Origin of the sequence: Phenylobacterium aquaticum (assembly GCF_947378715.1) — a bacterium.
Taxonomy (GTDB): domain Bacteria; phylum Pseudomonadota; class Alphaproteobacteria; order Caulobacterales; family Caulobacteraceae; genus Phenylobacterium; species Phenylobacterium aquaticum_A.
This window is the reverse complement of sequence record NZ_CANCLE010000043.1, coordinates 1-25867: the sequence shown is the minus strand read 5'-3', so window position 1 is coordinate 25867 and position 25867 is coordinate 1. Positions and strand designations below refer to the sequence as shown.

The window sequence follows — 25867 nt, the reverse complement described above, 5'->3', positions numbered from 1 at the left end:
CAGTACCTTGCGATACCCATCTCCTCGTTGAAGAAGGAGCAAGGCCTCGTGACTGAAGCGGTCCAGGTACAGCTGAAAAAGGGCGTGCTTGAGCTCTGCGTCCTCGCGCTGCTCGCGCGCGGCGACGCCTACGCCTACGAAATCGCGAGTCGTCTCACCAAAGGGATCGAAATGGGCGAGGGCACGATCTACCCCCTGATGCGCCGCATGCAGTCCGACGGTCTGGTCGACACCTATCTGGTCGAAAGCTCGTCGGGTCCGCCGCGCAAATACTACAAGCTGACCCCCACCGGTCAGTCGAGCTTCGCGGCTCAGAAGGCGGAATGGACCGCCTTCTCCCAGGCCGTGAACGACATTCTGGGAGGCGCGCAATGAGCCGCCAGGTGTTCATGTCGCGTCTGCGCGAGGGCCTGCGCGGCCTGCCGCAGAAGGCGATCGACGATATCGCCGCCGACTATGAGGCGCACTTCGCCGAGGGCGAGGCCGCCGGGCGCAGCGAGGCCGATGTGGCGTCCGCCCTGGGCGATCCGGGCCGGCTGGCCCGGGAGCTGCGGGCCGAGGCCGACCTCAAGCGCTGGGAGGAGAACCGAAACCCCTCCGCCGCCGCCAACGCCGTCTTCGCGGTCCTGGGGCTGGGGGCGCTGGACGTCCTGATCCTGTTGCCGATCCTGTTGTCGGTGGCTGGCACCCTGTTCGGCTTCGCCATGGCGGCGGTGGCCTGTTTCGGGGTGGGCGGGTTCCTGTTCGTCTCCGGACCGTTCATCGGCCAGGGCCATGAGATCGCCGGCGTCATGCTGGCGGGCCTGGGCCTGATGGCCGGCGCCAGTTCGATCGGCGCGGTCACCACCCTGGTGACCATCGGCTTCGTCAACGGGCTGGTCTGGTACGGCCGGCTGCACATGCGGCTTCTGAAGCCGGCGCTCGAGCCTCAGGGGGGCCTGTCGTGATCCGTACACTTACCATCGTCGCCATTGTCGGCTTCGTGCTCTGCATCGTCTCCATCGCCAGCGGCTTCGCCATCATGGGCGGCCCCTTCGCCATCCATGACTGGACCATCCGACGCTTCGGCCATGAGTTCAGCCACAATGGCTGGCATGACCGCCGCGACTGGCACGGCCATGGCTGGCGCGTCGAGAGCGACAGCGGCGACGACGACGAGATCGCCGAAGGCCCGGCGACCACCCGCGACTTCGCCTGGCCGGGCGGAGCCCTGCTGGACGTCTCGGCGCCGGCCGATATCGTCTTCACCCAGGACCCGACCGCCAAGCTGACCGTCACCGGTCCGAAGGGCGCCCTGGACCATCTGCTGGTGCGCGACGGCCATATCGGCTTCGACCGGCCGATGATGGACATCGGCCGCCTGACCATCACCCTGAAGGCCCCGGGCGTTTCGCGCTTCGACCTGTCGGGGGACCAGCAGCTGACCATCGCCGGCTACAACCAGGACAGCCTGGACCTGACCATCTCCGGCTCAGCCGACGCCCGGGCCACGGGTGCGGCGAGGTCGGTCAGTGTCGACATCGCCGGCTCCGGCCACGCCGACCTCGGCAAGGTGGCCAGCGAGGCGGCCAAGGTGGACATTTCGGGCTCCGGCGAGGCGATCATCGCGCCCCGCGCCAAGGCGGATATCGACATCTCGGGAGACGGCCGGGTCGACCTCCTGACCCATCCGGCCGACCTGCAGACCGACATCACCGGCTCCGGCCATATCGGCCACGGCGACGGCGCGCCAACCACCTGAGCCGACGCCGCCTGGGCCATTGACCTGGCCGCGCGATGCTCGTCTTCTACAACCGACAGGGGAGGCCGCACCGGGTTCGCACGACGGACCCGGGCGGCGGGGTGGCGAGGCGGGGACGGTCGGCGTGGGTGTCTGGAACTGGCTGTTGAGCCCGCAGGGGCTGACCCCCCACGGCTTCTGCCTGACCTGGGCCCCTGGTTTGCTGTGGCTGCACGCCGGGGCCGACGCCGTGATCGGCCTTTCCTATTTCTCGATCCCCGTGGCCCTGGTCTGGTTGGGGCGACTGCGCCGGGACATTCAGCAGATCTGGATCGTCTATCTGTTCGGGGCCTTCATCCTGGCCTGCGGCACCACCCACTTCATGTCGATCCTGACCCTGTGGGTTCCGGCCTATGGGGTCGAGGGTCTGATCAAGCTGGTCACGGCGGGCCTGTCGGTGGCGACCGCAGTGGTCCTGTGGCCCCTGATCCCCAAGGTCGCGGCCCTGCCCTCCGGCGTCGAGCTGGCGCGGATGAACGCCAGCCTCGCCGCAAAGGTCGCCGAGCAGGAGGAGACCGCCCGCCTGCTGCGCGAAAGCGAGGCCGAGACCCGGATCGCCAAGGCCCATCTGGAGGACCGCGTCGCCGAGCGCACCGCCGCCCTGACCGCAGCGATCGCGGCGCGCGACGAGGCCCTGCGCTCCCTGGAGGCCAGCGAGGCGGAGTACCGCAGCAGTTTCGAAGCCGCCGCAGTTGGCAAGGTGCTGGCCGATCCGGTCAGCGCCACAGTTCAGCGGGTGAACCCTGCCTTCGCCCACATGCTGGGCTACGAGCCCGAGGAATTGGCCGGCGTGAACGCCTGGGACCTCAGCTTTCCGGAAGACGATGCGGGCGCGCGGGAAGCCTGGGGCCGCCTGATGTCAGGGGAAGACAGGGCCTATATTCGCGAGAAGCCCTATCGCCACCGCGATGGATCGCCGGTCTGGGCAAGGATTTCGGCGACCGTGGTCCGGGACCCGGCCGGCCAACCGCTGCGCACCTATGCGGTGATCGAGAACATCGACGAGCGCCGGCGGGCCGAGGTCGCGCTGCGGGAATACGAGACCCGCCTGCGCCTGGCGGTGGAGAGCGCGCAGATCGGCGTCTGGGAGGTCGACTTCGCCAATAATCAGGGCCGGCTGGACGAGCGCGGATCGGCCATGACCGCCCACCTCTTGCCCGCTGAGGTCTGGTTGGACCTGGATGATCCCCGGTTCGGCGCCTGGGTGGCGGGCATTCACCCCGACGACCGTCCGGGCCGCGATGTGGCGGTCAAGGCGGTGCGGGAGGGCGCCACCGAGGTGGTGCACATGGACTATCGGGTGCGTCGCCATGATGGCAGCTGGATCTGGCTGTCGCACTGGCGGGCGGTGGTGGCGCGTGATCCGCTCACCGGCGCGCCGACCCGCTCGATCGGCATCATGATGGACACCACCGACCGGGCCCTGGCCGAGGTCGAGCTGCGGGCCACCCTGGCCCAGCGCGACCTGTTGCTGCGCGAGGTCTACCACCGGGTGAAGAACAACCTGCAGATCGTCGACGGTCTGGTGATGATGCAGGCCCGCCAGCTCAAGGATCCGGTGGCCGCCGAGGCGCTCTCAGGCCTGCGCAGCCGGGTCTACGCCCTGGGCCTTGTGCACCACCAGCTGATGGCCTCGGCCAATCTGGAGACCTTCGACATCGCCCCGTTCCTGAGCGAGCTGGTCAGCAACATCCTGGATGGCGGCGGCCACCATCAGGTGGTGCTCGACCTGGACGTCTCGCCCCTGCATGTCGATCTCGACTTCGCCATCCCCCTGGGCCTGTTGGTCACGGAGCTGGTCACCAACGCCCTGAAGCATGCGTTGCGCGACGGCGTGGGTCGGATCAAGGTCGGGTTCAAGCCGGAACCGAACGGTCGGATCATGCTGAGCGTCGCCGATGACGGGCCCGGCTATGTGGATGACGGCAGTGTGAAAGCCGGCCTGGGCGCGATCATCATCGCGGGCCTGGTGGGCCAGTTGGATGGTGTGATGACGACGCGCAATGCGCCTGGACTTGTTACGGAAATCTCTATCGCGACGCCGGAGCGGACATGACGGACCTGGATGAGCGCCTGACGAGCGGCCTGGAAGACTGCGTGTTGGTGGTCGAGGACGAGTTCCTGATCGCCGCCAGCCTGAAGATGCAGATCGAGGATCTGGGCATGGTCGTCTGCGGCACCGCCGACACCGCCCTGTCAGCCATCTCGATGGCAGAGACGCACAGGCCCAGGGTGATCCTGATGGACATGCGCCTCAAGGGGGCAGGGGACGGGGTCGACGCCGCCCTCGCCATCCACCGGACGGTCGGCTCGAAGGTGATCTTCATCACCGGCTCGCGGGAGCCGGCGACCATGGCCCGCATCCAGGAAGACCACCCGGCCGCCGTGCTGTTCAAGCCGATCTACGGCCGCCAGCTGCAGACCGCCATCGAGACCGTGCTGGCGGGGTAGAGCCGGCCTGTCTTTCGTCTATGCTCCCCGCAGAACACAGATATTGGGGGGATACGACATGTCTAAATCGGAGACGGGCGACCAGCTGACGGTCCTGATCACCGGGACCTCGACAGGGGTGGGTCTGCACACGGCGATCCGGTTCGCCCAGGCGGGCTATGCGGTGGTCGCCACCATGCGCGACACCTCCAAGAAGAAGGCCCTGAAGGACGCGGCCAAGGCGGCGGGCGTCAAGATCCGCATCGACCGGCTGGATGTGCAGAGCCGCAGCTCCATCGAGGGCTGCGTGAAGCGGACCCTGAAGCGCCACGGCCGCATCGACGTGCTGGTCAACAATGCCGGGGCCGGCTTCCTGGGCAGCCTGGAACAGACCACGGACGCCGATCTGAAGCGGACCATGGGGGTCAATTTCTTTGGGGTCTGGAACACCACCAAGGCGGTCTTCCCCCACATGCGCGAGCGCGGCTCGGGCCGGATCATCTCGATCACCAGCGTCGGCGGCCTGATCGGCCAGCCGTTCAACGAGGCCTATTGCGCCGCCAAGTTCGCGGTCGAGGGCATGATGGAGGGCTTCGCGCCGCTGGCCCGGCGCATGGGGGTGGCGGTCAGCCTGATCGAGCCTGGCCCGATCAACACCGAGTTCGTGGCCAATGTCCGCGCGGTCAGCGCCGCCGGCCTGGCCGGCTTCGCCCCGCCCTATGACAAGATGATCGCCAGCTATATGGGCGCGTCGGAAGGCGTGTTCGCCCAGTTCGGCCAGACCGGCGACGACATCGCCGGCATCATCCTGGAGGCCGCCCAGGCCGAACAGCCGCACTTCCGCTACATCACCTCGGACTTCGCCAAGCAGATCGTGAAGCCCAAGGTCGCGGACTATACGGGCGACGCGGTGATCGAGGCCTTCGCCGCCCGTCTGCAATAGGGGCTTAGCGGAAGTCCGGACTGAAGCGGATATTGTCGCGGGCCAGGCCGTCGATGACGACCTGAGCCCCGCCGCTCTTGACCATCCATTCCAGGCGGTGGTCGCGGTATTCGCGCTTGAACAGCCCCTGTTTCACCAGTTCGGCGGCGTTGGGCATGGCCGAGGCCCGGGCGGCTTGCGCCGCCTCGGCGGTCGTGGCCGCGACCGACGGCCGGGCGTTGGCGCGGGCCAGCCACTCGGCCAGCTTCGAGCCCGGCTCCGGCGGCAGGCGGTGGCCGACCGAGCCGTTCACATAGGGCACGACCACAAGGTCACCCCAGCCGAAGCTGTCGCCATTGAACCAGGCCTGGTCGCCGAGCTGGCCTTCCAGCCAGGCGAAGAATCCCTTGGTCTGCTCGGCGGCGCGGGTCAGCAGGGTCTCGCGCAATTCACCCTCGGCGCGGCCGAACCAATGAATTTCCGACAGGCCCCAGTTCATGGCCTCGTAGTGGGTGTCCATCACCTCCTCCAGCATCCGCACCCGGGCGCGGGCCGCGGGCGTCGCGGGCAGCAGGGCGGGGGCAGGCCAGCGGTCCTCGATATATTCCAGGATGATGGTGGAATCGAAGATCTCGACCTCGCCATCGACCAGGGCGGGCACCTCGGCGCGGGGACTGGCGCGGACGAAGTCGCCCTGGGCGCCGCCGGCGCCGAGGCCGCCAGGCATTCGGGTCTCGAAGGCCTGGCCCTTTTCGCGCAGGGCGATCTTGACCTTCTGGGCATAGGGCGAAAGCGGGTGGTCATAGAGGGTGAGCATGGCGGGTGTCCTCCTTGGGCCGTCTTGAGCGACCGTGACCGCCAGCAGAGCGACGCCTCCCTGGGGTAAGTCAAACGTCCGCAGGCCGGGCGGCGCATCGGTCGGGGTTGACGCTCCCCCGCGGAATGGGGCCATTCCTTCCGCAACAAAGTTCTGCTGGGGAAGCAACGCACATGACCTACAAGCCCTTCGATCTGACCGGGAAGGTCGCCCTGGTCACCGGCGGTAATGGCGGCATCGGCCTAGGCATGGTCGAGGCCATGGCCCAGGCGGGCGCCGACGTGGTGATCTGGGGTTCCAACCCCAAGAAGAACGCCGACGCCGAGGCCAGGCTCGCGCCCTTGGGCGTGCGGGTCCTGACCCAGGTGGTCGATGTCTCCGACGAGCACGCCGTGGCGGCCGGCATGGTCGAGGCAGTGGCCAAGATGGGCCGGGTCGACACGGTGATCGCCAATGCCGGTATCGGCATGGGCGCCCCGTCCTTCTCGGAATTCTCCACCGAGACCTATCGCAAAGTCCTGGCGGTCAATCTCGACGGGGTGTTCTTCACCTTCCGCGAGGCCTGCAAGCACATGGTCGCCCGGGCTGGCCAGGGCGATCGGGCCGGCGGCTCGCTGGTGGCGATCTCCTCGCTCTCGGCGCTCGACGGCGCCCCGCGCAACGAGGCCTACGCCGCCACCAAGGGCGCCCTGATCCCGATGATCCGCTCCATCGCCGTCGAGCATGCCCGCTATGGCGTCCGGGCCAACGCCATCCTGCCCGGCTGGATCGCCACCGACATGACGGCGGGCGCCCAGGGCAGCGACAAGTTCAACGACAATGTCATCAAGCGCGTGCCCATGCGTCGCTGGGGCGAACCCAAGGACTTCGGCGGCATGGCGGTCTATTTCGCCTCCGACGCCTCCAGCTTCCACACCGGCGACAGCGTGCTGATCGACGGCGGCTACGGGGTGTTCTAGGGCGGTTCCCCAGCGTCACGGTTCCCATCGCGGCCCCGTGGCGCCATCCTCCCGGCCATAAATTTCGGCCAAGAATATTTGGGAGGATTTCCATGAGCCTGCACACGCCCCTTTGCGATTTGCTGGGCGTCAAGCGCCCGATCATGCTGGCCGGGATGGGCGGCGTCTCCTATGCCGAACTCGCCGCGGCGGTGACCAATGCCGGCGGCTATGGCGTGCTGGGCATGGCCGGCTGCACGCCGGACTTCATCCGCGAGCAGATGCGCCAGGTGCGCAAGCTGACCGACGGCCCGTTCGGCGTCGACCTGTTGGCGGCCAGCCCGGAGAGCCTGACGGCCGCCGTGGAGATCATCATCGACGAGGGCGCCTCGAGCTTCGTGGCGGGCCTGGGCGTGCCGATGCCGATCATGGAGAAACTGAAGAAGGCCGGCCTCAAGGTCATGGTGGTCTGCGGGGCCGTGAAGCACGCGGTCAAGGCCGAGCAGGCCGGCTGCGACGCGGTGATCTGCCAGGGCGGCGAGGGCGGCGGCCACACCGGCCTGGTCGGCACCCTGCCCCTGGTCGCCCAGGCGGTGGACGCGGTGAAGATCCCGGTGGTGGCGGCCGGCGGCATCTATGACGGCCGGGGCCTGGCTGCGGCCCTGGCGCTGGGCGCGACCGGGGTCTGGATGGGCACCCGCTTCATCGCTTCCGCCGAAGCCCACGCCGGCGAGATGTATCGCCAGACCATCGTCGACTCGACCGACGAGGACACGGTCCGCACCCGTTGTTATTCCGGCAAGCCGATGCGGGTGCGCAAGAACCCCTATGTGGCCGACTGGGAAACCCGTCCGCAGGACATCCAGGCCTTCCCGATGCAGGCCATCCATTCCAGCCGCTCCGGGGTGATGGGCGGCATCGGCGGCCAGATCGAGGGCCTCGACGCCGACAAGTCCTGCTTCGCCATGGGGCAGTCGGCGGGCGGCGTCCACGACGTGCTGCCGGCCGGCGAGATCGTCGCGCGGATCATGGCCGAGGCCGAGGCCGCCATCGACAAGGTCGCCAAGCTGCGGTCGACGGTCGGGGCGTAAGAAAAAGGCGCCTCCCGGGGGCGGGAGGCGCCTTCGTCATGCAGGCGGAGAGGGGTGTGTGCGCCTCTCCGTCCGCTGGTCCTGCCCCGCTGGGGGGAGGGTAGGGGCAGGGCGTTGCGTCAGATCAGCCGGCCAGCTTGGCGGCGATCTCGGCCACATGGCGGCCCTGGAAGCGGGCGCCTTCCAGCTCGTTCTCGCTGGGCTGCCGCGAGCCGTCGCCGCCGGTGATGGTCGAGGCGCCATAGGGGCTGCCGCCGGTGATCTCGTCCAGGCGCATCTGGCCCTGGAAGGCGTAAGGCAGGCCGACGATCACCAGGCCGAAGTGCATCAGCTGGACGATGGTCGACATGACCGTGGTTTCCTGGCCGCCGTGCTGGGTGGCGCTGGCGGTGAACACTGCGCCGACCTTGCCGTTCAGGGCGCCCGTGGCCCACAGGCCGCCGGCCTGGTCCCAGAACGCCGCCATCTGCGAGGCCATGCGGCCGAAGCGGGTGCCGACGCCGACGATGATGGCGTCATAGTTGGCGAGATCGGCCGGGGTGGCGACCGGGGCGGCCTGGTCCAGCTTGTAGAACGACTTCTTGGCCAGCTCTTCCGGCACGGTCTCGGGGACGCGCTTGATGTCGACGGTGGCGCCGGTGGCGCGGGCGCCTTCAGCGACGGCCTCGGCCAGGGTTTCGATGTGACCATAGGTCGAGTGATAGAGAACGAGGATCTTGGCCATGGGGCTGCTCCAGTTTTGACGTGCGGGATCGGTCCGGGACCGCGGGGGAGCGCGGTCCCGTTCCAGGGGGTTGGGGATGTCGGGGGTGGTTAGGCGGCGTCGACCAGGACGAGTTCGGCGTCTTCCAGGGCGGTGACCTTGAGGGTTCCAACATCGCGGATCGCGGCGCCGTCACGGGCCTTCAGGGTCACGCCATTGATCTCGACCGAACCGGTCGCCGGCACCAGATAGCCGTAGCGGTCGGCGCCCAGCTCATATTCGGCGCTTTCGCCGGCCTTGAGCGTGGCGGCCACGACCCGGCCATTGGTGCGGATCGGCAGGGCGTCGGTTTCGCCCTCCACCCCGCTGGCCAGGGTGACGAACTTGCCGGCGCGATCGCCCTTGGGGAAGGGACGGGCGCCCCAGGAGGGTTGGCCGCCGGCCTTGTTGGGCATGATCCAGATCTGGAACAGAGTGGTTTCCCCGTCTTCCAGATTGTACTCGGCGTGGCGGATGCCGGAGCCCGCGCTCATCACCTGGACGTCGCCGGCCTCGGTGCGGCCCTTGTTGCCCAGGCTGTCCTGGTGGGTGATCGCGCCTTTGCGGACATAGGTGATGATTTCCATGTTCGCATGGGGATGCGGCGGGAAGCCGGAATTGGGCGCGATGGTGTCATCGTTCCACACCCGCAGCGGGCCCCAGCCCATGCGCTTAGGATCGTGATAGTCGGCGAACGAGAAGTGATGCTTGGCGTCGAGCCAGCCGTGGTTGGCGCCGCCGAGGCTTTCGAAGGATCGAACTTCGATCATGTCTTGGTCCTCCAGAAGGTGGGGCGACCCGTCGGGGCCGCCGCTGTTGAGGAATAGATAGACCTCTCCCAGATATTCGAAATAGAAACGATAGAAATGGATCGTTTCAGAAATTGACATGGCACGCCTTCCCGACTTCGAGGCCTGGGCGGTGTTCGCCAAGGTGGCCGAGACCGGCGCCTTTTCCCGCGCCGCCACCGAGCTAGAGCTGTCCAAGGCCACCGTGTCCAAGGCGGTCAGCCGGCTGGAGCTGCGGCTGGGCTCCAACCTGTTCCACCGCACCTCGCGCAAGCTGTCCCTGACCGAGAGTGGCCGCGTGGCCCTGGAGCGGGCCCAGCGCATCCTGGCCGAGGGCGAGGCGGTGGAGGCCGAGGCCGCCGCCCAGTCCACCACGCCGAGAGGCCCGGTCCGCCTGGCCGCGCCCATGTCCTTTGGCCTGCGCCACGTCGCGCCGCTGCTGCCGGAGTTCCTGGCCCTCTATCCCGAGGTGTCGGTGGACCTGTCCCTGTCGGATGAGCGGGTGGATCTGGTGGCCGGCGGCTATGACCTGGGGCTGAGGATCGGGACCCTGCCGGACTCCTCCCTGCTGGCCCGCCGGCTCTGCGCCGTGCGGATCGTGCTGGTCGGCTCGCCGGCCTATTTCGAGGCCCATGGCCGGCCGCAGCAGCCGCGCGACCTCGTCTGGCACAAGGCGCTGACCTATGCCTACGCCCTGACGCCGGAGGTCTGGCGGTTCAGCCACGCCGAACTCGGCGACCAGGCGGTGACGGTCTCCGGGCCGATGAAGGTCAATAACGCCGACGCCCTGATGCCGGTGCTGACGGCCGGGGTCGGCCTGGCCCTGCAGCCGGAATTCATCGTCTGGCCGGAGCTGGCCGACGGGACCCTGGAGGCGGTGCTGTGCGACTGGCGGACCCATGTCGGCGCCCTGCACCTGGTCAGCCCGCCGGGGCGGTTGCGCCCGGCCCGGGTGCGGGTGCTGCACGACTTCCTGGCCGAGCGGCTGTCGACCGCGCCCTGGGCCCGGGAGGGCTAGTTGGCCTTGGCGACGAAGGCGGCGGGATCGTCGGTGAACTCGACGAAGGTGGCCAGGCAGCCCTGCCAGACCCCGATATGATCCTTCAGGTCGTCGGCGTTCATCCGCGAGGACAGCAGGGTCGAATAGGCGATGTTCGGCCGGCCGTCCGCGCCCAGGACACCCCGGCAGACGACCTGGTCGCGGTTGAAGCTGTTGAGCTGGGCGAAGGTCGGGCTCTTGCGGTCGAAGGCGGTGGAGAAGGCCAGGCCGTGGCAGGCCTTGCCGGCCGGATCGCAGTCGACGAACTGCAGGCCAAAGCCGCCGCCCGGGGTCTCCACCGTGACCAGCACCTTGCCGGCCGGGCTCTTGGCGAGGGTCGACTTGGCGCCCATGGCGGCCAGGACGGCGATCATGGCGGCTGGGTCACGGGCGTCGGTCACGGCGACCTTGGGGGTGGCCGGCGCCGCGTCGGGCCTGGCGCGAGACCGGTGACGCGCCGCCTCGGCGGAGGGGGCGAGGGCGGTGAGGGCCAGGATCAAGGCCAGGGACGGGGCGAGCTTGCGCATGGCTCCTGGCTACCAGACCGGGAGACGCGACGACAAGGGTGCGTCCGGGGGGTTCGCCTCTGGCGCGCGGCGCCGTGACAAAGCCTGGGTTAGCCCCCTAATGTCTGTCCATGCGTTCCAAGCTGACCGCCCTCGCGCTCGCCGCCACGGCCCTGGCCATGCCCGCCCTGGCCCAGGATCGCACCCCGGCCGTGCGCCAGTCCCTGGTGGACCTCGCCTATGTGCTGGGCGAGGCCCACGCCCTGCGCCAGGCCTGCCTGGGCGAGGACGATCAGTATTGGCGGACCCGGATGATCCGGATGGTCGACACCGAACAGCCGGACGCCGCCCTCGATCGGCGGCTGAAGGAAAGCTTCAACACCGGCTTCGCCTCACGGCAGGGCGAGTTCCCGACCTGCACCGGCGCCACCCACCGGGCGGAGATCGCCACGGCCGCCAGGGGCCAGAGCCTGGCGGCCCAGCTGTCCCAGGTGATGAACCCGGTGCAGGGCGACGCCCCGCCGACCCTCAAGGAAATGAATGCCGACGCCGGTCATGGCGACGTAGCGACCAGGCCCGCCCCGCGCTAAGCTGGCCGCTCCTTCTCGGAGTGGTTGTCATGTCGCTCATCGTGTCCGTGGTCTTCCTGATCCTGGCCCTGTCCATCGTGCTGGGGGCCATCAAGATCGTGCCCCAGGGGCGCGAGTTCACGGTGGAGCGGTTCGGCCGCTACACCCGCACCTTGAAACCCGGCATCGCCTTCCTGACCCCCTTCGTCGAGAGCGTTGGCCGGCGCATCAACATGATGGAGCAGGTGCTGGACGTGCCGCGCCAGGAGGTGATCACCAAGGACAATGTCACCGTCCAGGTCGACGCCATCGTCTTCATCCAGGTGATGGACGCCTCCCAGGCGGCCTATCGGGTGACCAATCTCGACTTCGCCATCACCCAGCTGACCATGACCAATCTGCGCACCGTGGTCGGCAACATGGAGCTGGACGAGGTCTTGAGCCAGCGCGACCAGATCAACACCCGGCTGCTGGACGTCATCGACCAGGCGACCAGCCCCTGGGGGGTCAAGGTGGCGCGGATCGAGATCAAGGACCTGCAGCCGCCGCCGGACATCACCAACGCCATGGCCCGCCAGATGAAGGCCGAGCGCGAACGCCGCGCGGTGATCACCGAGGCCGACGGCGAGAAGCAGGCCGCCATCACCCGGGCCGAGGGCTCCAAACAATCGGCCATCCTGCAGGCCGAGGGTCGCAAGGAGGCCGCGTTCCGCGACGCCGAGGCCCGCGAACGCTCTGCCGCCGCCGAGGCCAAGGCCACCGAACTGGTCTCCGACGCCATCGCCAAGGGTGACGTCAACGCCGTGAACTATTTCGTCGCCCAGAAATATGTCGAGGCCTTCGCCAAGCTGGCCGATAGCCCGCAGCAGCGCACGGTCATTGTGCCCGCCGACATGGCCTCGCTGGTCGGCTCCATCGCCGGCGTGGGCGAACTGGTCCGCACGGCCCAGGCCAGCCAGGTCGAGGCGCGTCCCAAGCCCAAGGGCGGGAGCTGATCCGGTGGGCGGGCTGATGGGCCTGGCCCTGGCCAATCCCTTCTGGGTGTGGGCGGCGATCGGCGCGGCCTTGCTGGCGGTCGAGGTGTTCGGCGGCACGGGCTGGCTGCTCTGGCCGGCGGCCAGCGCGGCGGTGACGGCGGTGCTGAGCCTGGCCCTCTCGGTGGGGTGGCCTCTGCAGGCCCTGGTCTTCGCCGGCCTGACCATCGCCACCACCTTCGTGGCGCGCAGCCTGTGGCCGCCGCGCGATCCGGGGGAGACGGCGGACATCAACGACAATATCGGCCGGCTGATCGGCCATCACGGCAAGACCACCCACGCCTTCGCCGGCGGGGTCGGCCGGGTGTTCATCGACGGCAAGGAATGGGCGGCCGAACTCGACGAGGCCTCCGACCTGGCGGTCGGCGCCTCGGTCGAGGTGACCGGGGTCAGCGGCGCGCGGCTAAGGGTTCGGCCGTCTCATTAGCGGCGTCGGCGGCGTCTTCGTGGGCCTCGACCAGGAAGGTCCGCAGGGCCTTGAGGAACGGCAGGGCCTGCCGGAATTCGTTGTCGGTGAAGCCGTCACGCAGGGCCTCGGTCTTGTCCTTCATGCCGCGCAGGACGCAGGACTGGGCCTCCAGCCCGTCGCGGGTCAGGCGCACCCGCTTCTTGCGCCGGTCCGACACGTCGGCCAGCACCGCCACATAGCCCTTGGCCTCGAGCTTTTGCAGGATGGCGGTCAGGGCCCCCTTGGTCAGCAACAGGGCGCGGGCCAGCTCGGCCGGGGTCTGGCCGTCGCCATAGCGCATCATGAAGTTGAGCAGCTCGAAGTGGGCGTAGGTCATGCCCGGCGGCAGGCGTTTGACCACGGTCTGGCGCACGAAATAGCTGATCGCGCCGATCTCATTGAAGACCTCGACATAGGGCAGATTCTGCGGGGCCAGATTCTGGGGAGCCAGGGTCTGGGCGCCGGGGTTCTGGGCGGGGACGGGCGACATGTGCGCCTCCATTCGTTCAGTCGTGAACGAGATGGGGAGCCTCAGGCCCAAGGTCAAGGTCTGGCCGCTCAGGCCCTTGCGGGCTTGGCCTCGATCAGGCCCTTGCGGGCGAGCGCATCGGCCCGGTCGTTCATCACATGGCCGCTGTGGCCCTTGACCCAGCGCCAGGCGACGTCGTGGCGCAGGCGCGCCTCATCCAGCCGTTTCCACAGGTCGTCGTTCTTGACCGGCTTCTTGTCGGCCGTCTTCCAGCCCCGGGCCTTCCAGCCGCGGATCCACTCGGTGATGCCGTTCTTGACGTACTGGCTGTCGGTGTGGAGCTCGATCTTGCAGGGCCGCTTCAGCGCCTCCAGCGCCTGGATGGCGGCCATCAGCTCCATGCGGTTGTTTGTGGTGTCGGCCTCGCCGCCGCACAGCTCCTTCTCGTGGCCGCCCCACATCAGGATCGCGCCCCAGCCGCCGGGCCCGGGATTCCCCGAACAGGCGCCGTCGGTATAGACCACCACGTCGGGCGTCACGCGCCGGCCCCGAACAGCACCAGGTCCGGCGCCTCGCGATGGACGGCGAGCTTGCGCTCATATTCCAGCGGGTCCTTGGGCCGCACCAGGGCGCCGGCCGGGGTCGCGCCCCAGTCGTTCAGCCGGGTGAGGAAGAAGCGCATGGCCGCGCCATGGGCCAGGATCGGCAAGGCGGCGCGCTCGGCGTCGGACAGGGGGCGATGGCGCTCATAGCCGGTGAGCAGGGCGCGCGCGCTGGTGATGTTGAAGCTGCCGTCCGGCTCGAAGCACCAGGCGTTCAGCGCCACGGCGATGTCGTAGGCGAGCGCATCCACGCAGGCGAAATAGAAGTCGAAGGCGGCGGCGAACTTCGGGCCCTGGAAGAAGACATTGTCCGGGAAGAAGTCGGCGTGAATGATCCCTTCCGGCAGACCTTTGGGCCAATGAGCCGCCAGATGATCGAGGTCGCCCTGGATGACGGCCGCCAGGCCGGGCTTCAGCGCCTCGGCCTCATCGCCCAGCCGCGCGAACAGCGGCGCCCAGGCCGCCTGGCCCAGGTCGTTGGTGCGCTGGCCCGGAAAGCCCTGGGCGGCCAGGTGCAGGCGGGCCAGGCCCTCGCCGGCCTCGCGGCAATGGGCGGCCGTGGGCCGGCGGACGGACAGGCCGGTCAGGAACTCGACGATCACGGCGGGCTTGCCGCGCACCCGCTGCAGCATCTGGCCCGCACGATTGGGCACCGGGGCGGCGCTCGGATAGTCGTGGTCGGCCAGCCAGCGCATCAGGTCCAGGAAGAACGGCAGCTCGTCCTCGCGCACCCGCTTCTCATAGACCGTCAGGATGTAGCGCCCGGCCTCGGTCTCGAGCAGGAAGTTGGAGTTCTCAACCCCCTCGGCGATGCCCTTGAACGCCGTCGGCGCCCCGAGGTCGAAGTCGGCAAGCAGGAGGGTGAGCTCCTCGTCGGTGATGTCGGTATAGACGGCCATGGTCCGGCGGGCATGGGGGAGGTCGGGCGCAGGGTCAAGATGACTTTCCGTATTACGTATGTTAGAACGTCCTGTGTGGCCGCACTGTTGGAGTTTCGAGACATGATCGCGTTGAAGCTGACCCAGATCGGCAACTCCGTCGGCGTGGTCCTGCCCAAGGAAGCCCTGGCCAAGCTGGGCGTCGAAAAGGGCGACACGCTCTATCTGACCGAAAGCGCAGGCGGCGACATGCGGCTGTCCAGCTACAGCGCCGAGGTCGCCGAGGAGATCGCGCTGGGCGAAGCCTTCATGGATCAGTATCGCGACACCTTCCGCGCCCTGGCCAAATAGTGCCGCTCATTGAACCCCGGTGGATCAGCAAGGACGCCCTGCTGGTCCTTCACGATCGCAGCATCGCCCTGCATGGCGGCGCGCCGGGTTTGCGCGACGAGGGGCTGCTGGAGTCGGCGCTCGCTCGCCCGGCCAATCGCTTCCATTATGAGGGCGTCGACAATGTCTGCGTCCTGGCGGCGACCTATCTGGTGGCGGTCGCCAGCAACCATCCCTTCGCAGACGGCAACAAGCGCGCGGCCTATCTCGCCTGCGGTCTGTTCCTGCTGAAGAACGGCCGCCGGCTGGTCGCCGAGCAGGCCGACGCGGCGCTGACGGTACTGGCTGTGGCGGCGGGGCAGCGGGACATTGACGAGCTGGCGGAGTGGATCAGGGCGCGCTCGATCGGCTAGGTTGTGAACACCCGCGTGCGTGAGCTAATTTCGCAGCAATGGAGGCGAACATGGCCAAGGTTCCGGAACAGAAACGCACTCAAAGCGAGATCTATAGCATCCCCAGGCGTGACGGCGGCCAAGTGAACCTGATCGACCGGGACATGTCCCTTACAGCTCGTCGCGAGCGCGGCCGCGCCTTCATCAGCAGGTACAAGAAGACACTGGAAGTTTTGAGAACTTGAGACACCCTGTCATCAAGTCCGTAGGTTTCGTGCTCGTAGCCCTTCTGTTCGCCGGCGCGCTGATGAGCGCCGTTTTCGCGGCGAAAGCGGGACAACCGTTCATGGGGGTCAGCGCAACGGGAATCCCCGTCGGGACCTATTCAGTGCTGTCGATCTTCGCCGTAGCCGGCGCCTGCGGTGTGCTTGTGGCCGTGAGGGGTGTTCGCGCGGCCATTGGTCGGCGCCTCCGAAAATAGTCGACCCTCACCAACGTGGTGGCCGGCCGTCACCGCTAGGACTGAGTTCGCATTTACCCCGCCAAAACCCGCGGCAGCTTGAAGCTCACCGTCTCGCGGGCCGCATCCACCTCCACCACCTCGACGGCGAAGCGTTCGGCCAGGCGGTCGATGACGCCCCGAACCAGGACTTCCGGGGCCGAGGCGCCGGCGGTGACGCCGACGGTGGCCGCGCCGTCGATCCAACTGAAGTCCAGCTTGGTGGCGTCATCGATCAGGTGGGCCTGGCTGACACCCTCGCGCTTGGCGACCTCGACCAGGCGGACGGAGTTGGAGGAATTGGCCGAGCCGATCACCAGCACCACGTCGCTCTTGGCGGCGATGGTCTTGACCGCCTCCTGGCGGTTGGTGGTGGCGTAGCAGATGTCGTCCTTGTGCGGGGCGGCGATGGTGGGGAAGCGTTCGCGCAGCGCCGCGACGATGCCCGCCGTGTCGTCCACCGAGAGCGTGGTCTGGGTGACGAAGGCGATATTGGCGGCGTCCCTGGGCGTGAAGACCCGGGCGTCCTCGACGGTCTCGATCAGGGCCACGGCGCCGTCGGGCAGCTGGCCCATGGTGCCGACCACCTCGGGATGGCCGGCATGGCCGATCAGCACGATCTCGCGGCCGGCGTCATAGTGGCGCTGGGCCTCGACATGGACCTTGGAGACCAGCGGGCAGGTGGCGTCGAGATAGAGCATCTTGCGCGACTTGGCCTCGGCCGGCACCGCCTTGGGCACGCCATGGGCCGAGAACACCACCGGCCGGTCGACCGGGCATTCGTCCAGCTCCTCGACGAAGATGGCGCCCAGGGCCTTCAGCCGGTCCACCACATGGCGGTTATGGACGATCTCGTGGCGCACATAGACCGGCGCGCCGTACTTCTGGATGGCGCGCTCGACGATCTGGATGGCGCGGTCCACCCCGGCGCAGAACCCACGCGGGGTGGCCAGCAGCACCTTCAGGGCAGGCTTGACTTGAGACGGCTCGGACATGGGCGCAAACTAGGGTGTCGGGGCGTCATCCGCCAGCCGCGTTGCGGCCTCAATCGATAGCCATTAGTAGAAACCCATCGCAGGGCCTAAGACGGCCCTCGCCCCTCCATTTCTGGACGACCTGATGCGCCGTTCCCTTCTCGTTTCCGCGGTCCTGCTCCTGGCGGCCGCCACCCTGCCAGCGACCGCTTTCGCTCAGCGGCAACGCCCCGGCAGTGGGGGCGACGACCAGCAGGAAGACCAGGCGAAGAAGAAAAAGAAGGACGCCGAATGGGGTGACACCCAGGCGCCGCTTCCGGCCCTGCGCAACGCGGGCCCGTGCCCGTTCGTGAAGGTGCTCTACGACGCCGGCCGCTATGTCGAGTTCAAGGGCGGCAAGGAAGCCTCGGCCAATGTCGCCTATTCGGGCGAGATCCAGGGCATCTCGGCCGGCTGCGCCTACAAGGACGACCAGCCGATCACCGTGCAGATGGAGATTCTGTTCGAAATGGGCAAAGGCCCGGCCGCCGAGGGCTCGCAGAAGACCTATCGCTACTGGGTGGCGGTGACCAAGCGCAACGACGCGGTGATCGCCAAGCAGTATTTCGACCTGCCGGTGAACTTCCAGCCGGGCCAGGACCGGCTCTACGCCACCGACAATATCGACCAGCTGGTCATTCCGCGCGCCAGCACCACGACCTCGGGCTCGAACTTCGAGATCCTGGTCGGCTTCGACGTGACGCCGGAAATGGCGGCCTTCAACCGTGACGGCAAGCGCTTCCGTCTGAACGCGGGCGCCGCTGCTGGGAGCAGCGACAACCGCCCATGAGCGATCTGAAACGGGGCCTGAGCGAAGCGGTCGCCGCCGCCTTCGCCGCGGCGGGACTGCCGGCCGAGCTGGGCCGGGTGACGCCGTCTGACCGGCCCGACCTGGCCGATTTCCAGTGCAATGGCGCGCTCGCCGCCGCCAAGACCGCGCGGCGCGATCCGCGCGAGATCGCCGCCGGCGTGACCGCCGCCCTGGCCGGTGATCCGCGCCTGGCCATGGTCGAGATCGCGGGCCTGGGCTTCATCAATATCCGGGTCTCGGACCAGGCCCTGTCGGAGCGTGCGCGCGAGATCGCCGCCGATCCGCGCCTGGGCGCCAGCTTCGTGGAAGGTCCGCGCCGCATCCTGGTCGACTATGGCGGACCCAATGTCGCCAAGCCGATGCATGTGGGCCATCTGCGCTCCTCGATCATCGGCGAGGCGGTGAAGCGCATCTATCGGTTCCGGGGCGACGTGGTGGTCGGCGACGCCCACTTCGGCGACTGGGGCTATCAGATGGGCCTCCTGATCGGCGCCGTGATGGACGAGGATCCCTTCGTCCGCGCCCTGATGGACAGGCTCAACGCCCGCACCTCGCCGGTGACCCCGGCCGAGGAGAAGCAGGCCTTCGCGGCGCTGGACGAACGCATCAGCCTGGCCGATCTCGACCGCCTCTATCCCCAGGCTGCGGCCCGGGGGAAGGAAGACGTCGAATACCGCGACCGGGCCCGCAAGCTCACCATGGAGCTGCAGAACAAGACCGCCGGCTATCACCTGCTCTGGCGGCACTTCTCGCGGGTGACGCGGGTGGCCTTGGAGCGCGACTTCCATGCGCTCGGCATCGATTTCGACCTGTGGAAGGGCGAGAGCGACGTCGATGACCTGATCGCCCCGATGGTGGCCGAGCTTGAGGCCAAGGGCCTCTTGGAAGACGACCAGGGCGCGCGGATCGTGCGGGTCGCCAAGCCGGGCGAGACCAAGAAGAAGAAGCTGCCCGACGGCTCCGTCGTGGTGGTTCCGAGCCCTGATCCCCTGCTGGTGGTGAGCTCCGAGGGCTCGGCCATGTATGGCACCACCGATCTCGCCACCGTGCTGGACCGCAAGCGCAGCTTCGATCCCAGCCACGTGCTCTATGTCGTGGACCAGCGGCAGGCCGATCACTTCGAGATCGTGTTCCGCGCCGCCTACCTGGCCGGCTACGCCCGCGAAGGCAGCCTGGAGCATATCGGCTTCGGCACCATGAACGGCACCGACGGCAAGCCCTTCAAGACCCGCGAGGGCGGGGTGCTGAAGCTCAATGACCTGATCGAGATGACCCGCACCAAGGCGCGCGAGCGCCTGCGCGAGGCCGATCTGGGCGCCGAGCTCGATCCCGACAGCTTCGAGGACACCGCCCACAAGGTGGCCGTCGCGGCCCTGAAGTTCGCCGATCTGCAGAACTTCCGCGGCACCTCCTACGTCTTCGACCTGGATCGGTTCTCCAGCTTCGAGGGCAAGACCGGCCCCTATCTGCTGTACCAGGCGGTGCGGGTGAAATCCCTGCTGCGCCGGGCGGCGGACGAGAACATCACGGCCGGTCCGATCACCGTCGGCCAACCGGCCGAGCGTGACCTGGTGCTGCTGATGGACGCTTTCGACCAGGCCCTGGTCGACGCCTATGACAAGAAGGCCCCGAACTTCATCGCCGAGCACGCCTTCAAGCTGGCCCAGGCGTTCTCGAAGTTCTACGCCGCCTGTCCGATCCTGCCGGCCCAGGCCGAGGTTCGCGCGTCGCGCCTGAGTCTCGCCCAGACCACGCTGCGCCAACTGGAACAGGCCCTGGACCTGCTGGGCATAGCCGCGCCGGAGCGGATGTAGGTTTCGCCTCCCGACCGGGGCCTCGGAGACACCGCATGGAAACCCGGTCCGCCGCCTGCTCCTGCGGCCAGTTGCGGATCGAGGTTCGCGGCGAACCGCGCGGTGTCGGCGTCTGCCACTGCCTGGCCTGCCAGCGCCGGACCGGCAGCGCCTTCGCGGCCCTGGCCAGTTTCACCCCGCCCTATCAGGTGACGGGTGAGGCCACGGAATATGTCCGCCAGGGCGACCAGGGCGCGCGGTTCCGCTTCCGCTTCTGCCCGGTCTGCGGGACCAATCTGTTCCACACGGAAGAGGGCTTTGAGGCCCGCTCGGTGAGCGTCGCCCTGGGCGCATTCGACGACCAGGCAGACCTCCCGCCGCCCCAGGTCTCGGTCTATGACAGCCGCCGCCACCCGTGGGTCCAGCTGTCGCCCGACGCGCAGGTTTTCGATAGGGACCCCGGTTAGGTCGGGCGTAACTCTCGCATCATTCCGCCGGAGCGCCGGATTTCGCGCCCGGCGCCCTGAATGCTGCACCTGCGAAGGAAATTGTGCGGAACCGGGTGGCGGTGGCGGAAATCGATGGGGATCGACCCTGGTCGGGCGACTTGGCGCATTGACTTGGGACGCCCCTTCGAACAGGTTCCGCCTCGACTCTCGCGGGAGAGATCGGGGCTTTCGAGTCCCGGAGCCGAAGGCGCAACCGCCCCGGAAACGCTCAGGCAAAAGGACCGCGACGGGCTGATGAACGCTGGAAAGTAGCGCGCCCTTGCGGGTGCGCTCGCCGAAGGAGCAAGGGCCCGTCCCCCCGGGGATCGTCCCGAAATCTCTCAGGTCCCAGGACAGCGGGGGCAGGGTGCAGCCGGAGATCGCCTCCGTTTGCGCCTGTGCCATCAGCCGGAGTCCAGCCTTGTCCGACGAAACCCTCAAGACCACGCCGCTGCACCAGGCGCATATCGACGCCGGCGCGCGCATGGTCCCTTTCGCCGGCTATTCCATGCCCGTGCAGTACAGGGACGGCGTGCTCAAGGAGCACCTGTGGACCCGTGAACATGCGGGTCTGTTCGATGTCTCCCACATGGGCCAGGCGCGGCTGCGCGGCGTCTCGCCGCTGTCGGCCTTCGAGGAGATCACGCCCGGCGACTTCATCGGGCTGAAGCCGGGCAAGCAGCGCTATTCGGTGCTGTTGAACAAGCGCGGCGGGGTGATCGACGACCTGATGGCGGCCCGTCCCGACGACGACGGCCTGTTTGTAGTGGTCAATGGCGCCTGCAAGGACAACGACTTCAAGGTCATCGACAACGAGCTGGCCGGCCAGGTGACCATCGAGCGCCTGGAAGACCGCGCCTTGCTGGCGGTCCAGGGCCCCGAGGCGGCGGCCGTGATCGCCCGCCATCTGCCGGCCGCGGCCAGAATGGTGTTCATGGACTCACGCGCCATGCCGGGCTTCGGGACCAATATCCTGATCTCGCGCTCCGGCTATACCGGCGAGGACGGCTATGAGATCTCGGTCCCGGCCTCCGAGGCCCTGCGGATCTGGGAGCTGTTGCTCGAGGATCCGCGCCTGAGGCCGATCGGCCTGGGCGCCCGCGATTCCCTGCGCCTCGAAGCCGGCCTGCCGCTCTACGGCCATGACGTCGATGAGACGGTCAGCCCGATCGAGGCGGACCTGGCCTTCGCCGTCTCGGTGAAGCGCCGCGCCGCGCGCGACTTCCCGGGCGCCGCCCGCATCGCCCAGGAACTGGAGGAGGGCCCGTCGCGTAAGCGCGTGGCCCTGCGCATCCTGGAAGGCGCTCCGGCCCGAGAGGGCGCCGAGATCGCCGATGAGGCCGGCGCCGTGGTCGGCGTCGTCACCTCCGGCGGCTTCTCGCCCAGTCTTTCGGCGCCCATCGCCATGGGCTTCGTACCCCCCGCGCTCGCGGTGGCGGGCACGAAGCTGAAGGTCATTGTGCGGGGCAAGCCACAGGCCGCCGAGGTCGTGGCCATGCCTTTCGTTCCCCATCGCTATGTCCGCAAGCTCTGAGAAAAGGACCCCCTATGCGTTTCACCAAGGATCATGAGTGGGTCGAGCTGGAGGGCGATGTCGCCACCATCGGCATCACCGCCTACGCCGCCGACCAGCTGGGCGACGTGGTGTTCGTGGAGGTGCCCGACGCCGGCAAGACCGTGAAGGCCGGCGACGGCCTGGCGGTGGTCGAGAGCGTCAAGGCGGCCTCGGACGTCTACGCCCCGATCTCTGGCGAGGTGGTCGAGGGCAATCCGGCGCTCGGCGACGCGCCCGAGACCGTCAATGACCAGCCCGAGAAGGGCGGTTGGTTCGCCAAGCTGAAGATCGCCGACAAGGCCGAGTTCGAGGCCCTGATGGATCGCGACGCCTACGAAGCCTATCTCGGCACGCTCTAGGATCACCATGCGCTACCTGCCCCTGACCCCCGCCGACCGCGCCCAGATGCTGGGCGTCATCGGCGTCGACACGATCGACGACCTGTTCGCCGATGTGCCCGCCGCCGCCCGCAAGGCCGAGCTGTTCGACCTGCCGCGCCATGCCGGCGAGATGGAGGTCGAGCGCCATCTCCAGGCGTTGGCGGCCAAGAACCGGCCGGCCGGGGCGGGGCCGTTCTTCTGTGGGGCAGGGGCCTATAAGCACCACGTGCCGGCGACGGTGGATCACATCATCCAGCGCTCGGAATTCCTGACCAGCTACACCCCCTATCAGCCGGAAATCGCCCAGGGCACCCTGCAGGTGCTGTTCGAGTTCCAGACCCAGGTGGCGGCCCTGACCGGGCTCGAGGTGGCCAACGCTTCGATGTATGACGGCTCCACCGGCTGCGCCGAGGCGGTGATGATGGCCCAGCGGGTCACCCGCCGGAAGACGGCGGTGCTGTCGGGCGGTCTGCACCCCCACTACGCCGCCGTGACCCAGACCATCGCCCATGCCGAAGGTATGGACATCACCCGCCTGCCCGTGGCGATCGACGCGGAGGCCGCAGTGATCGCGGCGATCACGCCAGAGACCGCCTGCGTGGTGGTGCAGACCCCCAATGTGTTCGGGGTGGTCACCGATGTCACCAAGATCGCCGAGGCCGCCCATGCGGCCGGCGCCCTGATGATCGTGGTGACCACCGAGGCCGTGTCCTTCGGCCTCTTGAAGTCGCCGGGCGAGATGGGGGCCGACATCGCCGTGGCCGAGGGCCAGTCGATCGGCGTCGGTCTCAACTATGGCGGGCCCTATGTCGGCCTGTTCGCCTGCCGCGAAAAGTTCGTCCGCCAGATGCCGGGCCGGCTGTGCGGCGAGACCGTCGACGCCGAGGGCCGGCGCGGCTTCGTGCTGACCTTGTCGACCCGCGAGCAGCATATCCGCCGCGAGAAGGCGACCTCGAACATCTGCACCAACTCCGGCCTCTGCGCTCTGGCCTTCACCATCCACATGACCCTGTTGGGCGAGCGCGGCTTGCGCGACCTGGCGGCGATCAACCACGCCAAGGCGCGGCAGTTGCGCGACGCGCTCGCCGCCGTGCCGGGGATCGAGATCCTGACGCCCCGGTTCTTCAATGAGTTCGCCATCCGGGTTCCCGGCGGCGCGGCCCAGACGGTCGAGGCCCTGCTGGCCGACGACATCGTGGCCGGCGTGCCGTTCTCCAGGCTCGATCCGCAGGCCGGCCTGGACGACGTCCTGCTGGTGGCCGCCACCGAGACCACGACGGCGGCGGATATCGCCGCCTTCGCCCAGGCCCTGAAGGGGAGGACCGTCTGATGACCATGCTGAACGTGGGCCGTCCGACCCAACCCCAGACCGCCGTGCCGGTCGCCCATGCGTCCCTGACCGGGGCCAGAGGCCTGTTGCAGGACGAGGCGCTGATCTTCGAACTGGGCGGCTGGGACAAGACCGGCGTCGACCTGGAGCCGGCCGAGCAGGACGCCTCCGACCTGGCGGGCCTGATCCGTGAGGCGGCGATCGGCTTGCCGGGCCTCTCCGAGCCCGAGGCCATGCGCCACTATGTGCGCCTGTCCCAGAAGAACCACGCCATCGACCTGGCGCTCTATCCGCTGGGGTCGTGCACCATGAAGCACAATCCACGCCTCAACGAGAAGGCGGCCCGCCTGCCGGGCTTCGCCGACCTGCACCCGATGGCCCCGATCTCCACGGTCCAGGGCGCCCTGCAGTTGATGGACGAGCTGGCCCACTGGCTGAAGACCCTGACCGCCATGCCGGCGGTGGCCCTGTCGCCCAAGGCCGGCGCCCATGGCGAGCTCTGCGGCCTCCTGGCCATCAAGGCGGCCCACGAGGCCAAGGGCCAGGGCCATCGCCGCCTGGTGCTGGTGCCGACCTCCGCCCATGGCACCAACCCGGCCACCGCCGCCTTTGTCGGCTATGACGTGGCCGAGATCGCCCAGACCGAGGACGGCCGGGTCGACCTGGCCGACCTGGAGGCCAAGCTGACCACCGACGTGGCGGCGATCATGGTCACCAACCCCAACACCTGCGGCCTGTTCGAGCGCGACGTGATCGAGATCGGCCGCCTGACCCATGCGGTCGGGGCCTATTTCTACTGCGACGGCGCCAACTTCAACGCCATCGTCGGCCGGGTGCGGCCGGGCGACCTGGGCGTCGACGCCATGCATATCAACCTGCACAAGACTTTCTCCACGCCGCACGGCGGCGGCGGGCCCGGCGCGGGTCCGGTGGTGTTGTCAGAGGCGCTGGCGCCCTTCGCGCCCGCCCCCTGGGTGGTCAGCGGCGCTGACGGCTTCAAGCTGGTTGAGGAGACCGTGGACGAGGCCGCCCAGGGCTTTGGCCGCATGGTCGCCTTCCAGGGCCAGATGGGCATGTTCGTGCGCGCCTACGCCTATATGCTGAGCCACGGATCGGACGGCCTGCGCCAGGTCGCCGAGGACGCGGTGCTGAACGCCAACTACATCAAGGCGCGGCTGTCAGGGGTGATGAGCGCGGCGTTCCCGGATGGGCCCTGCATGCACGAGGCCCTGTTTGACGACCACTGGCTCGAAGGCACGGACGTCACCACCCTCGACTTCGCCAAGGCGATGATCGACGAGGGTTTCCACCCCATGACCATGTACTTCCCGCTGGTCGTGCACGGGGCGATGTTGATCGAGCCGACCGAGACCGAGTCGAAACAAGAGCTCGACCGATTCTGCGACGCGCTCATCGCCCTGGCCCATGCGGCCAAGGCCGGCGACGTTGATCGGTTCAAGGGCGCGCCCTATCTGGCCCCCCTGCGACGCCTGGACGAGACCCTGGCGGCCCGCAAACCGAAGCTGACGTGGCGCCCAGAGCTCACAACTGTGGCGCCGGCGCCGCTCGCGGCTGAATAGCGCACCCGAAGCCCACCTGGAGAAAATTTAACGGGCTAATCGGCTTTACGTGGGCACCATGCGTTCTCATATCGGTACCAAGCGGCCACCGCCCGACCTCCCCAGTGCGGGCGCGGGCCGCATCCCTCAGGATTGATCGTGACCTTCGCTGTGCCCAGCGTGCCCATTCTGCGCGCCTCTGACGCCCCCGCCCGTGAGCTCGTCGCTCGCGTGAGCCGGTTTGTGCTGACGGTCCTGGGCCTGTTCATCATGCTCGTGGGTCTGGTCACCGCGCCTTTGCCGGGTCACCTCGGCCTGCCGATCCTGATCGTCGGGCTGATGATCGTCCTGCGCAATTCCTTCAAGGCCCGCCGCCGCTTCGTGCGGATCCAGAAGGCGCACCCGAAGATGATCTTCCCGCTGCGGCGGCTGCTGCGGCGTGAGCCGGAAGTGGCCCCCGTCGCCTGGCAACAGGTGCTGCGGATGGAGCGGCTTGTCGTGCCCAAGCGCTACCGGTTCGCCGTGCGCTCGCGCCGCTGGTTGTCGCGCCGCAGCCGTGGCCCAGGCGCCACAGGTACGGGCCACAACGCTCCGGCGTCGCCCTTTCCCGCCGAATAGGGCCGTTAAGGCTCAATTTTAACGGGCGCGTCGCCTTTAAGTCCCA

The 25867-nt window shown here is 68.3% G+C and carries 31 protein-coding genes and 1 riboswitch; of the genes, 23 read left to right on the top strand and 8 right to left on the bottom strand.

Annotated elements, in window-relative coordinates; genetic code table 11:
* Positions 1 to 48: 48 nt before the first annotated feature.
* The 6 genes from Q7P21_RS07965 (at position 49) to Q7P21_RS07940 (ending at position 5153) form a co-directional block, all read left to right on the top strand.
* Positions 49 to 375: a PadR family transcriptional regulator gene (locus Q7P21_RS07965; protein WP_304171487.1), complete on the top strand. Its 327-nt coding sequence runs from the start codon at positions 49 to 51 to the stop codon at positions 373 to 375.
* Entirely contained in the window at positions 372 to 947 is a 576-nt protein-coding gene (locus Q7P21_RS07960; protein WP_304171489.1) for a DUF1700 domain-containing protein, read from the top strand. The genes Q7P21_RS07965 and Q7P21_RS07960 overlap by 4 nt, the downstream gene beginning before the upstream one ends.
* Positions 944 to 1741, top strand: coding sequence for a GIN domain-containing protein (locus Q7P21_RS07955; RefSeq protein WP_304176545.1), 798 nt, complete (start codon positions 944 to 946; stop codon positions 1739 to 1741). The genes Q7P21_RS07960 and Q7P21_RS07955 overlap by 4 nt, the downstream gene beginning before the upstream one ends.
* A 124-nt stretch (positions 1742 to 1865) precedes the next feature.
* Complete coding sequence (locus Q7P21_RS07950) at positions 1866 to 3836, top strand: sensor histidine kinase (RefSeq protein ID WP_304171493.1); 1971 nt, start codon at positions 1866 to 1868, stop codon at positions 3834 to 3836.
* Entirely contained in the window at positions 3833 to 4231 is a 399-nt protein-coding gene (locus Q7P21_RS07945; RefSeq protein WP_304171495.1) for a response regulator, read from the top strand. The genes Q7P21_RS07950 and Q7P21_RS07945 overlap by 4 nt, the downstream gene beginning before the upstream one ends.
* A gap of 58 nt (positions 4232 to 4289) precedes the next feature.
* Entirely contained in the window at positions 4290 to 5153 is an 864-nt protein-coding gene (locus tag Q7P21_RS07940) for an SDR family oxidoreductase (protein WP_304176543.1), read from the top strand.
* Between the two features lie 4 nt (positions 5154 to 5157).
* On the opposite strand, the gene Q7P21_RS07935 is transcribed toward Q7P21_RS07940, so the two are convergent.
* A complete protein-coding gene (locus Q7P21_RS07935) occupies positions 5158 to 5949 on the bottom strand; it encodes a glutathione S-transferase family protein (RefSeq protein ID WP_304176541.1) in 792 nt (263 codons plus the stop codon).
* Positions 5950 to 6122: 173 nt separating this feature from the next.
* Between Q7P21_RS07935 and Q7P21_RS07930 the strand changes: the two genes are divergently transcribed.
* Both Q7P21_RS07930 and Q7P21_RS07925 read left to right on the top strand, forming a co-directional pair.
* The gene (locus tag Q7P21_RS07930) at positions 6123 to 6908 is read left to right on the top strand and encodes an SDR family NAD(P)-dependent oxidoreductase (RefSeq protein ID WP_304176539.1); all 786 of its coding nucleotides are present in this window, start codon (positions 6123 to 6125) and stop codon (positions 6906 to 6908) included.
* A gap of 92 nt (positions 6909 to 7000) precedes the next feature.
* A complete protein-coding gene (locus tag Q7P21_RS07925) occupies positions 7001 to 7978 on the top strand; it encodes a nitronate monooxygenase family protein (RefSeq protein WP_304176537.1) in 978 nt (325 codons plus the stop codon).
* Between the two features lie 124 nt (positions 7979 to 8102).
* Here the strand turns inward: Q7P21_RS07925 and wrbA are convergent, their stop codons facing one another.
* Both wrbA and Q7P21_RS07915 read right to left on the bottom strand, forming a co-directional pair.
* Positions 8103 to 8702, bottom strand: coding sequence for an NAD(P)H:quinone oxidoreductase (gene wrbA / locus Q7P21_RS07920; RefSeq protein ID WP_304176535.1), 600 nt, complete (start codon positions 8700 to 8702; stop codon positions 8103 to 8105).
* A gap of 89 nt (positions 8703 to 8791) precedes the next feature.
* The gene (locus Q7P21_RS07915) at positions 8792 to 9490 is read right to left on the bottom strand and encodes a pirin family protein (RefSeq protein WP_304171214.1); all 699 of its coding nucleotides are present in this window, start codon (positions 9488 to 9490) and stop codon (positions 8792 to 8794) included.
* A 118-nt stretch (positions 9491 to 9608) separates the two neighbouring features.
* Between Q7P21_RS07915 and Q7P21_RS07910 the strand changes: the two genes are divergently transcribed.
* Positions 9609 to 10526, top strand: a complete 918-nt coding sequence (locus tag Q7P21_RS07910; protein ID WP_304171198.1) for a LysR family transcriptional regulator — start codon at positions 9609 to 9611, stop codon at positions 10524 to 10526.
* On the opposite strand, the gene Q7P21_RS07905 is transcribed toward Q7P21_RS07910, so the two are convergent.
* Entirely contained in the window at positions 10523 to 11074 is a 552-nt protein-coding gene (locus Q7P21_RS07905) for a hypothetical protein (RefSeq protein ID WP_304171200.1), read from the bottom strand. The two genes, Q7P21_RS07910 and Q7P21_RS07905, sit on opposite strands and share 4 nt — an antisense overlap.
* Positions 11075 to 11184: 110 nt before the next feature.
* On the opposite strand from Q7P21_RS07905, the gene Q7P21_RS07900 reads away from it, so the two are divergent.
* Genes Q7P21_RS07900 through Q7P21_RS07890 form a run of 3 tightly spaced genes read left to right on the top strand, consistent with a single transcriptional unit; the run spans position 11185 to position 13083 of the window.
* A complete protein-coding gene (locus tag Q7P21_RS07900; RefSeq protein WP_304176533.1) occupies positions 11185 to 11643 on the top strand; it encodes a TIGR02301 family protein in 459 nt (152 codons plus the stop codon).
* Between the two features lie 29 nt (positions 11644 to 11672).
* Positions 11673 to 12617: an SPFH domain-containing protein gene (locus Q7P21_RS07895; protein ID WP_304171204.1), complete on the top strand. Its 945-nt coding sequence runs from the start codon at positions 11673 to 11675 to the stop codon at positions 12615 to 12617.
* 4 nt (positions 12618 to 12621) lie between these two features.
* Entirely contained in the window at positions 12622 to 13083 is a 462-nt protein-coding gene (locus Q7P21_RS07890; protein ID WP_304171206.1) for an NfeD family protein, read from the top strand.
* On the opposite strand, the gene Q7P21_RS07885 is transcribed toward Q7P21_RS07890, so the two are convergent.
* The 3 genes from Q7P21_RS07885 to thrB all read right to left on the bottom strand — a co-directional run bounded on the left by Q7P21_RS07885 (position 13046) and on the right by thrB (position 15074).
* Entirely contained in the window at positions 13046 to 13594 is a 549-nt protein-coding gene (locus tag Q7P21_RS07885) for a MarR family winged helix-turn-helix transcriptional regulator (protein WP_304171208.1), read from the bottom strand. The two genes, Q7P21_RS07890 and Q7P21_RS07885, sit on opposite strands and share 38 nt — an antisense overlap.
* Positions 13595 to 13662: 68 nt before the next feature.
* The gene (gene rnhA / locus Q7P21_RS07880; RefSeq protein ID WP_304171210.1) at positions 13663 to 14112 is read right to left on the bottom strand and encodes a ribonuclease HI; all 450 of its coding nucleotides are present in this window, start codon (positions 14110 to 14112) and stop codon (positions 13663 to 13665) included.
* A complete protein-coding gene (gene thrB / locus Q7P21_RS07875; protein WP_304176531.1) occupies positions 14109 to 15074 on the bottom strand; it encodes a homoserine kinase in 966 nt (321 codons plus the stop codon). Before thrB ends, rnhA begins: the two co-directional genes overlap by 4 nt.
* A gap of 102 nt (positions 15075 to 15176) precedes the next feature.
* Here thrB and Q7P21_RS07870 point away from each other — a divergent pair, with 102 nt between their 5' ends.
* From Q7P21_RS07870 to Q7P21_RS07860, 3 genes are read left to right on the top strand one after another with little or no spacing between them, the layout of a single operon-like run.
* Positions 15177 to 15404: an AbrB/MazE/SpoVT family DNA-binding domain-containing protein gene (locus Q7P21_RS07870; protein ID WP_304176529.1), complete on the top strand. Its 228-nt coding sequence runs from the start codon at positions 15177 to 15179 to the stop codon at positions 15402 to 15404.
* Positions 15404 to 15796, top strand: a complete 393-nt coding sequence (locus Q7P21_RS07865) for a type II toxin-antitoxin system death-on-curing family toxin (protein WP_304176527.1) — start codon at positions 15404 to 15406, stop codon at positions 15794 to 15796. Before Q7P21_RS07870 ends, Q7P21_RS07865 begins: the two co-directional genes overlap by 1 nt.
* Positions 15797 to 15846: 50 nt before the next feature.
* Complete coding sequence (locus tag Q7P21_RS07860; RefSeq protein WP_304176526.1) at positions 15847 to 16020, top strand: hypothetical protein; 174 nt, start codon at positions 15847 to 15849, stop codon at positions 16018 to 16020.
* A gap of 289 nt (positions 16021 to 16309) precedes the next feature.
* Here Q7P21_RS07860 and ispH read toward each other — a convergent pair whose 3' ends face one another.
* Positions 16310 to 17269, bottom strand: a complete 960-nt coding sequence (gene ispH, locus Q7P21_RS07855; protein ID WP_304176524.1) for a 4-hydroxy-3-methylbut-2-enyl diphosphate reductase — start codon at positions 17267 to 17269, stop codon at positions 16310 to 16312.
* A 124-nt stretch (positions 17270 to 17393) separates the two neighbouring features.
* Here ispH and Q7P21_RS07850 point away from each other — a divergent pair, with 124 nt between their 5' ends.
* The 8 genes from Q7P21_RS07850 (at position 17394) to Q7P21_RS07815 (ending at position 25821) form a co-directional block, all read left to right on the top strand.
* Positions 17394 to 18077, top strand: coding sequence for a Tat pathway signal sequence domain protein (locus Q7P21_RS07850; protein WP_304163924.1), 684 nt, complete (start codon positions 17394 to 17396; stop codon positions 18075 to 18077).
* Positions 18074 to 19912 carry an arginine--tRNA ligase gene (locus tag Q7P21_RS07845; RefSeq protein WP_304163926.1) on the top strand — a complete coding sequence of 613 codons (1839 nt, stop codon included), beginning with the start codon at positions 18074 to 18076 and terminating at the stop codon, positions 19910 to 19912. The genes Q7P21_RS07850 and Q7P21_RS07845 overlap by 4 nt, the downstream gene beginning before the upstream one ends.
* Positions 19913 to 19947: 35 nt before the next feature.
* Positions 19948 to 20358, top strand: a complete 411-nt coding sequence (locus tag Q7P21_RS07840; RefSeq protein WP_304176522.1) for a GFA family protein — start codon at positions 19948 to 19950, stop codon at positions 20356 to 20358.
* Positions 20359 to 20540: 182 nt separating this feature from the next.
* A riboswitch (glycine riboswitch) is annotated at positions 20541 to 20634 on the top strand.
* A 166-nt stretch (positions 20635 to 20800) separates the two neighbouring features.
* A complete protein-coding gene (gene gcvT, locus Q7P21_RS07835; protein ID WP_304176520.1) occupies positions 20801 to 21913 on the top strand; it encodes a glycine cleavage system aminomethyltransferase GcvT in 1113 nt (370 codons plus the stop codon).
* 14 nt (positions 21914 to 21927) lie between these two features.
* Positions 21928 to 22293 (top strand): glycine cleavage system protein GcvH, encoded by a 366-nt coding sequence (gcvH, locus tag Q7P21_RS07830; protein ID WP_304163932.1) that lies wholly within the window; start codon positions 21928 to 21930, stop codon positions 22291 to 22293.
* 7 nt (positions 22294 to 22300) lie between these two features.
* Entirely contained in the window at positions 22301 to 23644 is a 1344-nt protein-coding gene (gene gcvPA, locus Q7P21_RS07825; RefSeq protein WP_304163933.1) for an aminomethyl-transferring glycine dehydrogenase subunit GcvPA, read from the top strand.
* Positions 23644 to 25224, top strand: coding sequence for an aminomethyl-transferring glycine dehydrogenase subunit GcvPB (gene gcvPB / locus Q7P21_RS07820; protein ID WP_304163935.1), 1581 nt, complete (start codon positions 23644 to 23646; stop codon positions 25222 to 25224). Before gcvPA ends, gcvPB begins: the two co-directional genes overlap by 1 nt.
* Before the next feature lie 138 nt (positions 25225 to 25362).
* Positions 25363 to 25821, top strand: a complete 459-nt coding sequence (locus Q7P21_RS07815; RefSeq protein WP_304163937.1) for a hypothetical protein — start codon at positions 25363 to 25365, stop codon at positions 25819 to 25821.
* The last annotated feature ends 46 nt before the right edge of the window (positions 25822 to 25867 follow it).

Bases quoted from the DNA above. Each gene is read 5' to 3' on its own strand.
- Q7P21_RS07960 (WP_304171489.1), top strand. From the start codon at position 372: ATGAGCCGCCAGGTGTTCATGTCGCGTCTGCGCGAGGGCCTGCGCGGC.
- Q7P21_RS07945 (WP_304171495.1), top strand. From the start codon at position 3,833: ATGACGGACCTGGATGAGCGCCTGACGAGCGGCCTGGAAGACTGCGTG.
- Q7P21_RS07940 (WP_304176543.1), top strand. From the start codon at position 4,290: ATGTCTAAATCGGAGACGGGCGACCAGCTGACGGTCCTGATCACCGGG.
- Q7P21_RS07935 (WP_304176541.1), bottom strand. From the start codon at position 5,949: ATGCTCACCCTCTATGACCACCCGCTTTCGCCCTATGCCCAGAAGGTC.
- Q7P21_RS07930 (WP_304176539.1), top strand. From the start codon at position 6,123: ATGACCTACAAGCCCTTCGATCTGACCGGGAAGGTCGCCCTGGTCACC.
- Q7P21_RS07925 (WP_304176537.1), top strand. From the start codon at position 7,001: ATGAGCCTGCACACGCCCCTTTGCGATTTGCTGGGCGTCAAGCGCCCG.
- wrbA (WP_304176535.1), bottom strand. From the start codon at position 8,702: ATGGCCAAGATCCTCGTTCTCTATCACTCGACCTATGGTCACATCGAA.
- Q7P21_RS07915 (WP_304171214.1), bottom strand. From the start codon at position 9,490: ATGATCGAAGTTCGATCCTTCGAAAGCCTCGGCGGCGCCAACCACGGC.
- Q7P21_RS07910 (WP_304171198.1), top strand. From the start codon at position 9,609: ATGGCACGCCTTCCCGACTTCGAGGCCTGGGCGGTGTTCGCCAAGGTG.
- Q7P21_RS07905 (WP_304171200.1), bottom strand. From the start codon at position 11,074: ATGCGCAAGCTCGCCCCGTCCCTGGCCTTGATCCTGGCCCTCACCGCC.
- Q7P21_RS07900 (WP_304176533.1), top strand. From the start codon at position 11,185: ATGCGTTCCAAGCTGACCGCCCTCGCGCTCGCCGCCACGGCCCTGGCC.
- Q7P21_RS07895 (WP_304171204.1), top strand. From the start codon at position 11,673: ATGTCGCTCATCGTGTCCGTGGTCTTCCTGATCCTGGCCCTGTCCATC.
- Q7P21_RS07885 (WP_304171208.1), bottom strand. From the start codon at position 13,594: ATGTCGCCCGTCCCCGCCCAGAACCCCGGCGCCCAGACCCTGGCTCCC.
- thrB (WP_304176531.1), bottom strand. From the start codon at position 15,074: ATGGCCGTCTATACCGACATCACCGACGAGGAGCTCACCCTCCTGCTT.
- Q7P21_RS07870 (WP_304176529.1), top strand. From the start codon at position 15,177: ATGATCGCGTTGAAGCTGACCCAGATCGGCAACTCCGTCGGCGTGGTC.
- Q7P21_RS07860 (WP_304176526.1), top strand. From the start codon at position 15,847: ATGGCCAAGGTTCCGGAACAGAAACGCACTCAAAGCGAGATCTATAGC.
- ispH (WP_304176524.1), bottom strand. From the start codon at position 17,269: ATGTCCGAGCCGTCTCAAGTCAAGCCTGCCCTGAAGGTGCTGCTGGCC.
- Q7P21_RS07850 (WP_304163924.1), top strand. From the start codon at position 17,394: ATGCGCCGTTCCCTTCTCGTTTCCGCGGTCCTGCTCCTGGCGGCCGCC.
- Q7P21_RS07845 (WP_304163926.1), top strand. From the start codon at position 18,074: ATGAGCGATCTGAAACGGGGCCTGAGCGAAGCGGTCGCCGCCGCCTTC.
- Q7P21_RS07840 (WP_304176522.1), top strand. From the start codon at position 19,948: ATGGAAACCCGGTCCGCCGCCTGCTCCTGCGGCCAGTTGCGGATCGAG.
- gcvH (WP_304163932.1), top strand. From the start codon at position 21,928: ATGCGTTTCACCAAGGATCATGAGTGGGTCGAGCTGGAGGGCGATGTC.
- gcvPA (WP_304163933.1), top strand. From the start codon at position 22,301: ATGCGCTACCTGCCCCTGACCCCCGCCGACCGCGCCCAGATGCTGGGC.
- gcvPB (WP_304163935.1), top strand. From the start codon at position 23,644: ATGACCATGCTGAACGTGGGCCGTCCGACCCAACCCCAGACCGCCGTG.